Annotated in this window: 12 protein-coding genes and 1 tRNA gene; 2 read left to right on the top strand and 11 right to left on the bottom strand. The window is 72.6% G+C overall.

From position 1 onward, the window contains the following. Nucleotides 1-68: 68 nt before the first annotated feature. The 6 genes from L0965_RS15530 to L0965_RS15505 all read right to left on the bottom strand — a co-directional run bounded on the left by L0965_RS15530 (nucleotide 69) and on the right by L0965_RS15505 (nucleotide 4865). Nucleotides 69-1103 carry a ribose-phosphate diphosphokinase gene (locus L0965_RS15530; RefSeq protein WP_060959831.1) on the bottom strand — a complete coding sequence of 345 codons (1035 nt, stop codon included), beginning with the start codon at nucleotides 1101-1103 and terminating at the stop codon, nucleotides 69-71. Continuing rightward, the gene (gene glmU, locus L0965_RS15525; RefSeq protein ID WP_101306006.1) at nucleotides 1078-2550 is read right to left on the bottom strand and encodes a bifunctional UDP-N-acetylglucosamine diphosphorylase/glucosamine-1-phosphate N-acetyltransferase GlmU; all 1473 of its coding nucleotides are present in this window, start codon (nucleotides 2548-2550) and stop codon (nucleotides 1078-1080) included. The genes L0965_RS15530 and glmU overlap by 26 nt, the downstream gene beginning before the upstream one ends. Before the next feature lies 1 nt (nucleotide 2551). After that, nucleotides 2552-2623, bottom strand: a tRNA-Gln gene (locus L0965_RS15520). A 75-nt stretch (nucleotides 2624-2698) separates the two neighbouring features. Continuing rightward, nucleotides 2699-2980 (bottom strand): metal-sensitive transcriptional regulator, encoded by a 282-nt coding sequence (locus L0965_RS15515; RefSeq protein ID WP_060959833.1) that lies wholly within the window; start codon nucleotides 2978-2980, stop codon nucleotides 2699-2701. After that, nucleotides 2980-3141: a hypothetical protein gene (locus tag L0965_RS15510; protein WP_198553690.1), complete on the bottom strand. Its 162-nt coding sequence runs from the start codon at nucleotides 3139-3141 to the stop codon at nucleotides 2980-2982. The genes L0965_RS15515 and L0965_RS15510 overlap by 1 nt, the downstream gene beginning before the upstream one ends. A gap of 38 nt (nucleotides 3142-3179) precedes the next feature. Continuing rightward, entirely contained in the window at nucleotides 3180-4865 is a 1686-nt protein-coding gene (locus L0965_RS15505; protein WP_101306005.1) for an FAD-dependent oxidoreductase, read from the bottom strand. Nucleotides 4866-4960: 95 nt separating this feature from the next. On the opposite strand from L0965_RS15505, the gene L0965_RS15500 reads away from it, so the two are divergent. Further along, a complete protein-coding gene (locus L0965_RS15500; RefSeq protein WP_060959835.1) occupies nucleotides 4961-5458 on the top strand; it encodes a MarR family winged helix-turn-helix transcriptional regulator in 498 nt (165 codons plus the stop codon). A 95-nt stretch (nucleotides 5459-5553) separates the two neighbouring features. On the opposite strand, the gene L0965_RS15495 is transcribed toward L0965_RS15500, so the two are convergent. Genes L0965_RS15495 through L0965_RS15480 form a run of 4 tightly spaced genes read right to left on the bottom strand, consistent with a single transcriptional unit; the run spans nucleotide 5554 to nucleotide 10739 of the window. After that, entirely contained in the window at nucleotides 5554-7350 is a 1797-nt protein-coding gene (locus L0965_RS15495) for an ABC-F family ATP-binding cassette domain-containing protein (protein ID WP_101306004.1), read from the bottom strand. Nucleotides 7351-7383: 33 nt separating this feature from the next. Further along, nucleotides 7384-8697 (bottom strand): GNAT family N-acetyltransferase, encoded by a 1314-nt coding sequence (locus tag L0965_RS15490; RefSeq protein ID WP_101306003.1) that lies wholly within the window; start codon nucleotides 8695-8697, stop codon nucleotides 7384-7386. 39 nt (nucleotides 8698-8736) lie between these two features. After that, on the bottom strand, nucleotides 8737-9678 hold the full coding sequence (locus L0965_RS15485; RefSeq protein WP_101306002.1) for a 4-(cytidine 5'-diphospho)-2-C-methyl-D-erythritol kinase: 942 nt from the start codon (nucleotides 9676-9678) through the stop codon (nucleotides 8737-8739). After that, nucleotides 9675-10739 carry an aldo/keto reductase gene (locus tag L0965_RS15480; RefSeq protein WP_060959839.1) on the bottom strand — a complete coding sequence of 355 codons (1065 nt, stop codon included), beginning with the start codon at nucleotides 10737-10739 and terminating at the stop codon, nucleotides 9675-9677. The genes L0965_RS15485 and L0965_RS15480 overlap by 4 nt, the downstream gene beginning before the upstream one ends. 108 nt (nucleotides 10740-10847) lie before the next feature. On the opposite strand from L0965_RS15480, the gene L0965_RS15475 reads away from it, so the two are divergent. Further along, nucleotides 10848-12446 carry a stealth conserved region 3 domain-containing protein gene (locus tag L0965_RS15475; protein WP_101306001.1) on the top strand — a complete coding sequence of 533 codons (1599 nt, stop codon included), beginning with the start codon at nucleotides 10848-10850 and terminating at the stop codon, nucleotides 12444-12446. On the opposite strand, the gene L0965_RS15470 is transcribed toward L0965_RS15475, so the two are convergent. After that, nucleotides 12382-13305 carry a phosphodiesterase gene (locus L0965_RS15470; protein ID WP_101307196.1) on the bottom strand — a complete coding sequence of 308 codons (924 nt, stop codon included), beginning with the start codon at nucleotides 13303-13305 and terminating at the stop codon, nucleotides 12382-12384. The two genes, L0965_RS15475 and L0965_RS15470, sit on opposite strands and share 65 nt — an antisense overlap. Nucleotides 13306-13316: the final 11 nt, after the last annotated feature.

The following is a 13316-nucleotide window of genomic DNA, read 5'->3' as shown; positions in this document are numbered from 1 at the left end:
GCGCGATCCTAGAAGGTGCGCGCCCGACTCGCCGTCCGCGCGGCGGGGAAAACACGGCGGATGCCGACTCAGGCGGCGCCGTCGAACATGCTCGTGACGGAGCCGTCCTCGAAGACCTCCTTGATCGCGCGCGCGAGCAGCGGGGCGATCGGCAGGATCGTCAGTCCCGGGAAACGCTTCTCGGGGGGCAGCGGGATCGTGTCGGTGACGACGACCTCGTCGATGGCGGCATCCTGCAGGCGCTGCGTGGCGGGGTCGCTGAACACGGCGTGCGTCGCGGCGACGATGACGCGCTCGGCGCCGTTCGCCTTGAGCGCCTGGGCGGCCTTCACGATCGTCCCGCCGGTGTCGATCATGTCGTCCACCAGCAGGCAGACGCGACCCTCGACATGTCCGACGATCTCGTTGACCGTCACCTGGTTGGCCACGTTCGGATCGCGCCGCTTGTGGATGATCGCCAGCGGCGCCCCCAGCGAGTCCGACCACTGGTCGGCGACGCGCACACGTCCCGTGTCGGGCGAGACGACGGTCAGCTTCTCGCGGTCCTCCGGCGACAGGCTCTTCTGGAAGTAGTCGAGCAGCACGGGCTTGGCGAACAGGTGGTCGACGGGGCCGTCGAAGAACCCCTGGATCTGCGCGGCGTGCAGGTCGACGCTCATGACCCGGTCGGCACCCGCCGTCTTCAGCAGGTCGGCGACGAGACGGGCGCTGATCGGCTCGCGGCCGCGTCCCTTCTTGTCCTGGCGCGAGTACGGATAGTAGGGCGCGACGACCGTGATGCGCTTGGCGGATGCCCGCTTGGCGGCATCCAGCATGATCAGCAGCTCCATGAGCCACTCGTTCACGGGAGGCCCGAAGGACTGGATGATGAACGCGTCGCATCCGCGGATCGACACCTCGAACCGCGTCAGGATCTCCCCCGACGCGAACGTGCGGTGCTCGGTCGGGACGAGCTCGGTGCCGAGGGCCGCGGCGACGTCGTGGGACAGGGTCGGGTGGGAGCTTCCGCTCGCGACGACCAGACGCTTCTTGGTCTTGGCGACGAGTCCCGGGGCGATCCCGCGCTCGACGTCCAGATCAACCGTGTGCTTCTTGCGCGCCATCGTCCGCTTCCTGTGCAGACCGGGACTGCGCGGCAGCTGCCGCCGCGGCCGTTCCCGGTCGGTGGTTCTCAACCCACCCCTCGACGTTGCGCTGAGGGGCAACGCTCAAGGCGAGGGCTCCGGGCGGGACATCCTTGCGGATCACCGCGCCGGCTCCGGTCTTGGCGCCGTCTCCGATCCTAACGGGCGCGACGAACACGTTGTGCGAGCCGGAGTGCACCTCGTCACCGATCTCGGTGCGGTGCTTGGCGATGTCGTCGTAGTTGGCCGTGATCGCGCCGGCGCCGAGGTTCACCCCGCGACCGATGGTCGTGTCGCCGATGTAGGACAGGTGCGGCACCTTGCTGCCCTCGCCGATGGTGGAGTTCTTGGTCTCGACGAACGTGCCGATCTTGCCGCCGGCGGCCAGCACGGTGCCGGGTCGGAGGTAGGCGAAGGGGCCCACCGTGGCGCCCGCGCCGATCACGGCGAGCGTCGCGTCGGCGCGGCGCACGACCGCGTTCTCGCCGACCTCGCAATCCTCCAGCGTCGTGTCCGGACCGATCGTGGCACCCGCGGCCACCGCCGTCGCCCGCAGGATGTGGGTGTTCGGCAGCACGGTCACGTCTGGGGCGAGAGTCGCCGTCACGTCGATCCACGTCGTCGCCGGGTCCTGGATGGTCGCGCCCTCGAGCTGCCAGCGGCGCACGGTGCGGGCGTTGAGCAGCCGCCCCGCCTCGGCGAGCTGGGCGCGATCGTTGACGCCGAGCGTGAGGGCGACGTCCGCCACGATCGAGGCGACCACCGGCTCCCCGGCGGCACGGGCGAGCCCGATGACGTCGGTGAGGTACTTCTCGCCCTGCGCGTTGTCGGTGCCCACGCGCGCCAGATGCCTGCGGAGGGCGGCGGAGCGGAAGACGTAGACGCCGGCGTTGATCTCGGTCACGGCCGCCTCGGCCGCCGTCGCGTCCTTCTGCTCGACGATGCGCTCGACGGTGCCGTCGGTCGCGCGGATGACGCGGCCGTAGCCGGTCGCGTCATCGAGCACCGCCGACAGCAGCGTCGCGCTGGCCCCCGAGTCGCGGTGATCGCGGACGAGGGCGCTGAGAGTCGGCGCGTCCAGCAGCGGGACGTCGCCCGAGAGCACCAGGACGTCGCCGTCGAAGGCCGGCACCGCGGCCAGCGCGACCTCGACCGCGCGGCCCGTCCCGGGCACCTCGTCCTGATCGACGACGACGACCTCGGGTGAGATGCCGGTGACGGCGTCGGCGACCTGGTCGCGCTCGTGCCGGACGACGACCAGCACGTGCGCGGCGGAGAGGTCGCGCGCCGTGTCGAGGACGTGGCCCACGAGCGGACGCCCGCCGATGCGATGCAGCACCTTCGGAAGCGCGGATCGCATGCGCGTCCCCTGCCCGGCGGCGAGGATCACGACGGCCAGGGACGCGTCCCACGTGTTCTCTGTCATGCTCCGCCGCCAGGATTCGAACCTGAACCTCACAGCTCCAAAGGCTGTCGTGCTGCCGTTACACTACGGCGGACCGCACCCCGCGAGACGGCGGGCATGCCGGTCCAGTCTGCCAGTCTCCGGCGCCGAAGACCGCATCGATCGGCCGTCAGGCGAGCATGAGGAAGAGCTTCTCCAGCTCCTCCGTCGTGAGGCCGTCCTCGATCTCGGCGGCGGCCGGATCGGCGAGGCATTCGCGCAGCGCGGTCGACACGATCGCGAAGCCCGCGCGGTCCAGCGCGTGGGAGACGGCCGCCAGCTGCGTGACGACGTCGCGGCACGGCCGCCCCTCCTCCACGGCCGCGATCACGGCGTCCAGCTGCCCGCGGGCGCGGCGCAGCCGGTTGGCGATCTTGCGCTGGGCGGCGGGGTCGTGCGTCGAGGTCGCCATCAGCGGGAGAACAGTCGGGAGAAGAAGCCCGATCCGCTGTCGGTCTCGTGTCCGTCGCAGCGCTGCGCGGCGGGGACGTTGCGCATCACCTGGTCCACGTGCTGGCCGCAGCCGGCCCAGGTCGTCTTTCCGCAGGTGGTGCACGTCACGGCAGAGCACATGTGAGGTCTCCTCGTCTTTCGGTGTCGGTGTGGGGGGTTCAGACGGCGGTGCGATCGGTCACGAGCAGGGTCCCCGCGCGGTCGCCGAGGACGGCGCGGAGCGTCAGCATGCCGCCGGAGAGGGATGCCGAGTCGAACCCGGCCTGCGCGAGCACCCGATGCGCGATCGCGGAGCGCACGCCCGACTGGCACATCACGCGCACGGGGCGGCCGGCGGCGGCGTCGCGGACCTCGTCGAGGCGGGCCCGCAGCTGCGTGTGCGGGATCGCCAGGACGTCCGGCAGCCGGCCGGCGGCGAGCTCCGCGGGCGTGCGGACGTCGAGGACGAGCGCCGACGAGAGCACCTCCTCGAGCTCCTGCGCGTACCAGAGGCGCAGCGTGCCGGAGCGCACGTTCTCCCCCACCATGCCGAGCAAGTTCACGGGATCCTTCGCCGAACCGTACGGCGGCGCATAGGCCAGATCGAGATCGATGAGGTCCTCGACGCTCCACCCGGCACGGATGGCGGTGGCGAGCACGTCGATCCGCTTGTCGACGCCGTCGGCGCCGACGGCCTGCGCACCCATCAGACGACCGTCGTCGCGCCGGACGTGCGCGACGAGGTGGATCTGCGAGGCACCGGGGAAATAGCCGGCGTGCTGGCCCGGGTGCAGATGCACGGTGTCGACCTCGATATCCGCGGCCGCCAGTGCGGCACGGTTGGCGCCCGTCAGCGCGACCGTCTGCGCGCCGACGCGCACGATGGCGGTGCCGACCGGTCGTGGGATCGCGCGGGCCGTGTGCGGGCGGAGGATCGCGTCCGCCACGAGGCGGCCCGCCCGGTTGGCGGGGCCGGCGAGGGCGACGGGGCGCACGGCGCCCGTCACGGCGTCGGCCACCGCGGTCGCATCGCCGACCGCATAGACGTCGGGCAGCGAGGTGCGGCCGTGGTCGTCGACGATCATCGCCCCGCGGACGCAGGCGACGCCGGCCTCTTCGAACACGGCGGTGTCGGGCCGGACCCCGACCGAGAGCACCACCAGATCGGCGTCGAGCCGCGATCCGTCGTCGAGGACGACGACGTCGGCGTCGACGCCCGACTCGATCGCCGTCGCGGCCGCACCGGCGCGCACCTCGATGCCGAGCGCGTGCAGCTCGGCACTCACGAGGGTCGCGAGCTCCTCCTCCAGCGGAGGGAGGACGTGGGGCGCGAGCTCCACGACCGTGGTGTGGAGGCCCCTCTGGGCGAGCGCCTCCGCGGCCTCGACGCCGATGAAGCCGGCACCGAGCACGACCGCCCGGCGCGCACCGGCGACGACGCGGTCGCGCAGCGCCACGGCATCCTCCACGGTGCGCAGCGTCCGCACGCGAGGGGAGTCGAGTCCGGCGATCGGCGGGCGCGCCGCCTGGGCACCCGGTGCGAGCACGAGGGCGTCGTAGGCGAGCGTGTCGACCCCGTCCGCGGTGACGACCGTCACGGTCTTGGCCGCGGCATCCAGGTGGGTCACGTCGTGTCCGGTGCGTACGTCCAGGGCCAGCGCGGCCTTCAGCGACGCGGGCGTCTGCACGAGCAGCGCGGACGGGTCGGCGATCTCGCCGCCCACGAGGTAGGGCAGACCGCAGTTGGCGAAGGAGACGTGCTCCCCGCGCTCGAGCACGACGATCTCGGCGGACTCGTCGAGCCTGCGCGCGCGTGCGGCGCAGCTCATCCCTCCCGCCACGCCTCCGACGATCACGATGCGCATCCGTGCTCCCCCTTCAGGTTCAGTTCTCGCCCGAATATACCCCCGGGGGTATCGCGCGCCAAATCGGGCGGATCGCCTCCCGCGATAATGGAGCCATGGCCACCGAACACGACGAAGTCGACCGGATCGTCGGCGCGTGGGGTGCCCAGCGTCCCGACCTCGACTTCTCGCCCCTCGAGGTGCTCTCCCGCGTCGACCGTCTGTCGCGCCACCTCGACCGGGCGCGGCGCGAGGCGTTCCGCCGCAGCGACCTCGAGCCGTGGGAGTGGGACGTACTGTCGGCCCTGCGCCGCGCGGGCGAGCCCTATCAGCTGAGCCCGAAGCAGCTGCTGCAGCAGACCCTCGTCTCCAGCGGGACGATGACCAACCGCATCGATCGGCTCGTGGGCCGCCGTCTCGTGCGCCGCGAAGCCGACCCGGCCGACGGCCGCAGCGTGCTCGTCACGATCACCGACGACGGGAAGACCCGCGTGGATGCCGCCATCACGCGTCTCGTCGACGCGGAGGCCCTGCTGCTCGGCGTGCTCTCCCGCGGCGACCGGGAACGCCTCGCCGCGCTGCTGCGCAAGCTCTCCCTCGGCTTCGACGCCTGACGCAGGCTCGCGTTTCGGTCGCCTCGAGCGCCCGAAACGGCGCCCCAGCGAGTTTCGGACGCCACGAGCGACCGAAACTCCTCCGTCGCGGGGCGTCAGCCGAGAAGCTCGGACAACTCGAACCAGCGCTCCTCCAGCGCGGCGATCTCCGCCTCCAGCTCGCCGATCGCCCGCATCCGCTCCCCCAGGCCGACGTAGTCCGACTGATCGTGGTCGGCGAGTGCCGTGCGCGCGGCATCCACCTGGGACGTGAGCTTCTGGATGCGCCGCTCCGCGGCGGCGACCTCTTTCTGGGCCGCGCGCAGGTCGGCGCCGGCGAGGGCGGGACCCGACGCGGCGCCGCCGGATGCCGCGGGAGCGGCGGCCGGTGCGGACAGCTGCGCGGCGCGCAGGCGCAGGTACTCGTCGATGCCGCCGGGCAGGTGGCGGAGGTGCCCGTCCAGCACGGCGTACTGCTGGTCCGTGACGCGCTCGAGGAAGTAGCGATCGTGGCTGACGACCAGCAGGGTCCCCGCCCACGAGTCCAGGAGATCCTCGATGGCGGCGAGCATGTCGGTGTCGAGGTCGTTCGTCGGCTCGTCGAGGATGAGCACGTTCGGCTGGTCGAGCAGGATCAGCAGCAGCTGCAGCCGACGCTGCTGCCCGCCGGAGAGATCCTTGACCGGCGTCGACAGTTGGGCGGAGCTGAAACCCATCCGCTCCAGCAGCTGCCCGGGCGTCAGCTCGGCGGCCTTCGAGCCCGTGCCGATCGTGTAGCTCGTGCGCAGGCCCGAGATCACGACCCGCACCGGGTCGTCCCGGTACTGGTCCAGCTCGTCCATCCGCTGCGTGAGCGTCGCGACCTTCACGGTCTTGCCGCGCTTGACCCGGCCGCTCGTGGGCTCGACCGTGCCGGCCACCAGGCCGAGGAGCGTCGACTTGCCGGCGCCGTTGACGCCGAGGATGCCGGTGCGCTCGCCCGGCGCGATGCGCCACTCGACGTCGGTGAGCACCGGGTGCCCGTCGTACGCGACGCCGGCATCCAGCAGGTCGACGACGTCCTTGCCCAGGCGGGAGACGGCGAGGGACTGCAGCTGGACGGCGTCGCGGATCTCGGGGACGTCGGCGATCAAGGCGTTGGCCGCGTCGATGCGGAAGCGGGGCTTGCTCGTGCGCGCGGGCGCGCCCCGGCGCAGCCACGCGAGCTCCTTGCGGGCGAGGTTCTGCCGCCGCTGCTCGATGACCGCCGACTGGCGGTCGCGCTCGACGCGCTGCAGCACGTACGCGGCGTAGCCGCCCTCGAACGGCTCGACGATGCGGTCGTGCACCTCCCACGTGCGGGTGCAGACCTCGTCGAGGAACCACCGGTCGTGGGTGACGACCAGCAGCGCCCCCGTCGAGGCGGACCAGCGGCGCTTGAGGTGCGCGGCGAGCCAGGCGACCGCCTCGACGTCGAGGTGGTTGGTGGGCTCGTCGAGGGCGAGGACGTCCCAGTCGCCGACGAGCAGTCGCGCGAGCGCCACGCGCCGGCGCTGCCCGCCCGAGAGACCGACCACGGGGCCGTCCCAGTCGAGGTCGCCGACCAGGCCGGAGATCACGTCGCGGACGCCGGCATCGCCCGCCCAGTCGTGCTCGGCGCGGTCGCCGACGACGCTCTGGGCGATCGTGAGGGCGTCGTCGAGCGTGTCGCCCTGATCGAGCACGCCCACGCGCACCCCGCCGCGCACGGTGACGCGACCGGCATCCGGCTCCAGACGCCCCGCGAGCATCGCCATCAGACTGGACTTGCCGTCGCCGTTGCGGCCGACGATGCCGATGCGATCCCCCTCGTCGACGCCGAGAGAGACGCCGTCGAAGACGACCTTCGTGGGGAATTCCAGGTGGAGGCCCTCAGCCCCGAGCAGATGCGCCATATCCGCTCCAGGCTACGCGAGAGGTCCCGGCGGTCAGTACCAGAAGCTCAGCCGCGGCGGCACCGTGGAGGCGAACAGCCGTGCGAGCGCGGGGGCGTCGTCGGCGACCAGACGGCCCGCGCGCGCCAGCGTCACGGGCGAGACGCCGCCCAGCAGCAGCGCAGACAGCTCGGCCACCCCGAGCGTGACCGTCGGCACGCCGACCGGCGACTCGTCGACCAGCTCCACCGCGGCGGTGCCGTCGGCATCCGTCGTCAGCAGGAACACCCCGGAGGCGATGCCCAGCGGATCGGCGACGTCGAGCACGACCGTGTCGACGACGTCGTAGGTCCGCGCCGAGAGCGCCGCCGGCACGTCCAGGATGCGCGTGTAGTGGTGGTCGCGTAGCGTCACCGTCACGGCGCGCTGGTCAACGATCATCCACCACAGCGGCTCGTCGACCGACAGCTCGCTGGCCTCCACCGTGCCGATGAGGTCCATCGTGAGGAAGAAGCGCCAGAGGGCCGCGTACGCCTCGTCGCCGGCGGCGAGCAGCAGGCCGATCTCGACGGTGGATGCCGCGAAGTCGTGCTCGTTCTCGGTGACGCGGTACACGGCGACGCCCTCGACGTCGCCGGACGGCGAGCGGTACTGCACCGCCCGCAGCTGCTCGGCCTTCTCGACGTCCGCTCTCGTGCCGAAGAAGCGATCCCAGTGCCCGCCGGGCATGTCGATCTCACCGGGCGCGTGCACGCGGACCCGCTCGTGCAGCTCCGCGGCGATCTCCCGTCCCTGCGCACGCGTGACGAAGTCGATGCGTCCGGGGGCGTCGGGTCCGATCCACCGTGCGCGGCGCGTGTCGATCCGCCACTGCGCGGCCAGCGCCGCGGGGGCGAAGCCGAAGCGACCGTAGATGGTCGACTCGCTGACGGTGAGGATCGCCACCGGAAGGCCCCGCTCGACGGCGGTGCGCAGCTCGCCCGCCATCACCGAGCGCAGGATGCCGCGGCGGCGATGGGTCGGGGCGACGGTCACGGAGCTGATCGCGCAGGCGGGCACCGCCCCGCCGGGGAGACTGAGCTCCGCGGCCCACGACGCGAAGGTCGCGACCGGCACCTCCGGCTGCGGCGCCGTCTCGTCGAAGACGCCGAGCTTGCGACGGTACGCCGAGCCGGCGAAGAACGCCTCGCGCTGCGTCTCGGTGCGTTCGCCGTCGAGGAACCCGCGCGAGACGGCCTCCAGCCACGGGTCGGTCTCGGTGCGCAGCGCGTCGTCGACCCGCCGCACGACGAGATCGCGCGCGGCGAGCTCATCGACCAGGGTGCTGTCGAGCGAGGCGTCGTGGTGCGGACGGTGACGATCGGTCATGGTGCTCTCCGTTCGAGGGGGTGTGCGAGATGGCGGCGCTCAGGCCGTGACGACGCGGGCGCCGGGCACCGGACCGTGCGCGTGCAGCACACGCGAACGAGCCGGCGCGGCGGCCGCGAGGTCGGCGGCGAGCTCGACGGCGGCGCGCTCGTCGGCCGCGAGGAAGGCGACCGTGGGCCCCGACCCCGAGACGATACCGGCCAGGGCGCCCGCCCGTCGTCCGGCGCGCAGGGTGTCGGCGAGTGCGGGCCGCAGCGACAGCGCGGCATCCTGGAGGTCGTTGCGGACGGCGACGGCGAGCGCCGCGGGGTCGCCCGCCCGCAGCGCCTGCAGCACCACGGGATCGGCGGACGGCACGCCGTGATCAGGCGCGATGTCGGGCAGGTCGCGCAGGCGGTCGAGCTCGCCGTAGACCGCCGGCGTCGACAGCCCGTCCGCACTGGTCACGAGCACCCAGTCGAAGCGCCCGCGGGCGAGCGCCGGCGCCAGCTCGTCGCCGCGGCCGGTTCCGATGGCCGTGCCGCCGAGGACCGCGAAGGGCACGTCCGCGCCGAGGGGCGCACCGAGCTCCTGCAGCTCGAGCGTCGTCAGCCCGCCGCCCAGCAGCTCGTTGACGGCGACGAGGGCGGCCGCGGCATCCGCCGACCCGCCCCCCATGCCGCCGGCGACGGGCACGCCCTTGTGGACGTCGAGGTGGATGCCGCCCTGCCAGCCCAGCCGCTCGGCGGCGCGCCGCGCCGCCCGGACGGCGAGGTTCGTGGCGTCGAGGGGGACGCCGGACACATCGAGGTCGCCCGTGACGGCGATGGTGAAATCGTCGGCCACCCGCGCCCACACGTCCTCGTACACCGACACGGCCTGGTACACGGAGGCGACGTCGTGGTAGCCGTCGGGCTGGACGTCGCCGACGTCGAAGGCGATGTTGATCTTGCCGGGCGCGCGCGCGTGCACCCGGCGACCGGCCAGCCCGGCGATGGTCACGAAGCGTCCACCCAGATCTCTCCGATGCCGGCAGCGATCACGTCGATGCGCGCGAGCTCCTCGGCGTCGAAGGCGGGCCCGTCCAGCGCGGCGAGGTTCTCGTCGAGCTGCGCGGTCCGCGAGGCCCCGATGAGCGCCGAGGCCACGACGCCGTCGCGCAGCACCCACTGCAGAGCCAGCTGCGCGAGGCTCTGCCCGCGCTCGCGGGCGATCACGTCGAGAGCGCGCAGGCCCTCCAGGGCGGAGTCGGTCAGGCGACGCCCGGGCAGCGACGAGCGGTCCTGGGAGCGGGTCGCGGTGCCGTCGCCGAGGTAGCGATCGGTCAGCAGCCCCTGTGCCAGGGGGACGAACGCGATGGCGCCCATGCCCTCCTGCTGCAGCACGCCGGTCAGACCGTCTTCGATCCACCGGTTGAGGATCGAGTAGGCGGGCTGGTGGATGATCAGGGGCGTGCCGAGCGCACGCGCGACGGCGGCGGCCCGCGCGGTCTGCTCGGGCTCGTACGACGAGATGCCGACGTAGAGCGCCTTGCCCTGTCGCACGAGGGTGTCGAGCGCGGCGACCGTCTCCTCGATGGGCGTCACCGGGTCGAAGCGGTGCGAGTAGAAGATGTCGACGTAGTCGAGCGACATCCGCGTGAGGGACTGCTCCGCGCTGGCCAGCAGATACTTGCGCGAGCCCCACTGCCCGTAGGGTCCGTCCCACATGTCGTAGCCGGCCTTCGACGAGATGATGAGCTCGTCGCGGTAGGGCCGGAAGTCCTCGCGCATCATGCGGCCGAAGTTCGTCTCCGCGCTGCCGTACGGCGGGCCGTAGTTGTTGGCGAGGTCGAAGTGGGTGATGCCGCGGTCGAAGGCGTGGCGCAGCAGCGCGCGCTGATTGTCGAACGGCACGTTGTCGCCGAAGTTCCACCACAGCCCCAGCGAGATCGCGGGGAGGTAGAGGCCGCTGGCGCCCACCTGTCGGTAGCCGGCGGAGGTGTAGCGGTCGGGGGCCGCGGTGTAGGGACGGTGCAGGTCGCCGCCGCGCGACGCGGCGAAACGCTCGGGGGTGTCGGTCACCCGTCCAGGCTATCGAGCGCAGGGCGCCGGCGGCGGCCGGTGGCCGAAACGCGGAGGAAACGACATGCGCGTACGCTGAAGGCTCCCCGGCGACGAAAGAAGGTCTGCGTGACACCACTGGAGGCACTCTCACCGCATCCGCACCCCTGGTCAGGTCTGCTCGCCCGCGACGACCTCCGATGGGTCGACGGTGTCCTCCACCTCGTGCACGACGACCTCACCCCCGAGATGGCCCGGACGGCCGACATCGGCCTCGTCGCCGACGCCCTCGCGGCCGCCGGCCTCGACCCGATGCTCGCGCAGGACGACCACGGCGGCGCGGTGATCGTCGTGGATGCCGCCGAAGGCCCGGCCGCCGTCCGCGCCCTGGCCGCGGCCGGCGCGGACGAACCGCTCTACGCCAAGCCCGCCGGCGCCGCCGCGCGCCTCGCGGTGGATCTGCCCCTCCCCGACCCGGACGACGTCTGGGGGATGCGTCTGTACCGCCCGCGCATCAGCGCCAACGGCTCGCTGCGCTACGGGACGGCGGAGTCGGTGCGCCTCGAGGCGTGGCGCCGAGCGGACGGGCTCGTGCACGCGCCGCGCGCCAACGCCCTCACGCGGCGGGTGTTCCCGGCATCCGATCTCACCCCCACGACGGTGTGGCGCCACGGCCGCTCCTGGAGGACGGTCGTGGGCATGTTCGACGCGCGGCCGCATCAGGTCACCGCCGAGATCGACATGGTCTTCTCGTGGGTCGACGGCTCGGCCAGCGAGTTCCAGCGCCAGCGCGCCGCGCAGCTCGAGGAGTACGTGGTCGGCGAGGGCGACGACGGGCCGGCGCGCTACCGCCACGTCGACGAGCTGCGCTACGCACTGCGCAGCGTGCACATGTACGCCCCCTGGGTGCGTCGGATCTTCATCGCCACCGACTCGCCCAAGCCCGCCTGGCTGGCCGAGCACCCGCGCGTCACGATCGTGCGCAGCGAGGAGTTCTTCGCCGACCCGTCGGTCCTGCCCACCCACAACTCGCACGCCGTCGAGGCGCAGCTGCATCGCATCGACGGCCTCGCCGAGCACTTCCTGTACTCGAACGACGACATGTTCTTCGGCCGTCCCGTCACCCCGGAGATGTTCTTCACCGCGGGCGGGCTCACGACGTTCGTCGAGTGCGACGTGCGCATCGGGGCCGGGGCGGCGCGCAGCGAGCGGTCCGGGCACGACAACGCCCTGCGCGTGAACCGCGCCCTCCTGCTCGAACGCTTCGGCCGCTCGATCGTGCGCGACCTCGAGCACTGCGCCGCGCCGATGAGGCGCAGCATCGCCGCCGAGCTCGAACGGGAGTTCGCCGAGGACATCGCGCGCACCGCGGCATCCCGGTTCCGCTCGGCGAGCGACGTGTCGGTCACCAACAGCCTCTACCACTACTACGCCCTCATGACCGGGCGGGCCGTGGCGACGACCGCACCGCGGGTGACCTACGTGCAGACCACCATGGTCTCCGCGCTGCGCAAGATGCGCCGGCTGGAGGAGCGCCGCGACGCGGACATGTTCTGCCTCAACGACGGCGGTGAGACCGAGGTGCCGGAGGAGATGCGCGTGCGCCTGCTGCGCGACACGCTCGAGCGCATGTTCCCGGTGCGGGCGCCGTGGGAGGTGCCGGTCAGCGCAGCACGGACAACGGCCGCGTCGGCGGGGCGCTCGGCCTCTGCACGCCGACGCCCGTGATGCCCGCCTCGGCGAGCCGCCGGCGCGCGGCCTCCGGGTCGGTGTACTCCATCACGCGGGGGACGTCGACGGGGACCACGGAGTGGACGACCGTGTCGTCGTAGACGTGCACCAGGTTGTACGACTGGGCCCCGTCCTGCGGGCGGGTGCCGCCGACGGGGACGGTGAGATCCTGCGCGTAGCAGGTGGATGACGCGACCGACACGGGGATGCCCGCGAACGTCGCGAACGTCGAGTAGTGCAGGTGCCCCGCGATGATGGCGCGGATGTCGGTGCCGCGGACGACGGCGGCCAGACGCGCCTGACCGCGCAGCTCGACGCTCGCCGCCAGCGCGAGCACGCTGGGAACGGGCGGGTGGTGCATCGCCAGGATCGTGCCGAGCGGCGCGGGCGTCTCCAGCACGGCGGACAGCCACGCGAGCTGGGCGTCGGAGAGCTCGCCGTAGTGGTGGCCCGGAACAGAGGTGTCGAGGGTGACGATGCGCAGACCGTCGAACTCGTCCACCCGGTCGACGGGGCGCAGATCGGCGGCCGGATCGTCCCACAGCTCGGCGCGGAACGCGGCGCGATCGTCGTGGTTTCCCATGACCCACACCACCGGCGCCTCCAGGCGCGCGGCGACGGGCTCCACCATCGCCCGCAGCGTCGCGTACGCGGCACGCTCGCCGAGGTCGACGAGGTCGCCGGAGACGACGATGGCGTCGGGGCGCACGCCCGAGGACTCGATGCCGTCGAGCGCGCGGGCGAGGTGCTCCTCGCCCGAGACGGCGTCCCAGATGCGCGAGCCCCCGGCCCGAAGGTGGGTGTCGCTGAGATGAAGCACGATCCGCTCGGGAGCAGGATGCTCGGCCATTCGCATGCGCGTCATGT

Source organism: Microbacterium sp. NFH-22A-Y (assembly GCF_021401375.1).
GTDB classification, from domain to species: Bacteria; Actinomycetota; Actinomycetes; order Actinomycetales; family Microbacteriaceae; genus Microbacterium; species Microbacterium hominis.
Note: the sequence above shows the minus strand (reverse complement) of the source record. Positions and strands in the feature narration are given on the sequence as shown.

Bases quoted from the DNA above. Each gene is read 5' to 3' on its own strand.
- L0965_RS15470 (WP_101307196.1), bottom strand. From the start codon at position 13,305: ATGCGAATGGCCGAGCATCCTGCTCCCGAGCGGATCGTGCTTCATCTC.
- L0965_RS15530 (WP_060959831.1), bottom strand. From the start codon at position 1,103: ATGGCGCGCAAGAAGCACACGGTTGATCTGGACGTCGAGCGCGGGATC.
- L0965_RS15490 (WP_101306003.1), bottom strand. From the start codon at position 8,697: ATGACCGATCGTCACCGTCCGCACCACGACGCCTCGCTCGACAGCACC.
- L0965_RS15500 (WP_060959835.1), top strand. From the start codon at position 4,961: ATGGCCACCGAACACGACGAAGTCGACCGGATCGTCGGCGCGTGGGGT.
- L0965_RS15510 (WP_198553690.1), bottom strand. From the start codon at position 3,141: ATGTGCTCTGCCGTGACGTGCACCACCTGCGGAAAGACGACCTGGGCC.
- L0965_RS15505 (WP_101306005.1), bottom strand. From the start codon at position 4,865: ATGCGCATCGTGATCGTCGGAGGCGTGGCGGGAGGGATGAGCTGCGCC.
- glmU (WP_101306006.1), bottom strand. From the start codon at position 2,550: ATGACAGAGAACACGTGGGACGCGTCCCTGGCCGTCGTGATCCTCGCC.
- L0965_RS15495 (WP_101306004.1), bottom strand. From the start codon at position 7,350: ATGGCGCATCTGCTCGGGGCTGAGGGCCTCCACCTGGAATTCCCCACG.
- L0965_RS15515 (WP_060959833.1), bottom strand. From the start codon at position 2,980: ATGGCGACCTCGACGCACGACCCCGCCGCCCAGCGCAAGATCGCCAAC.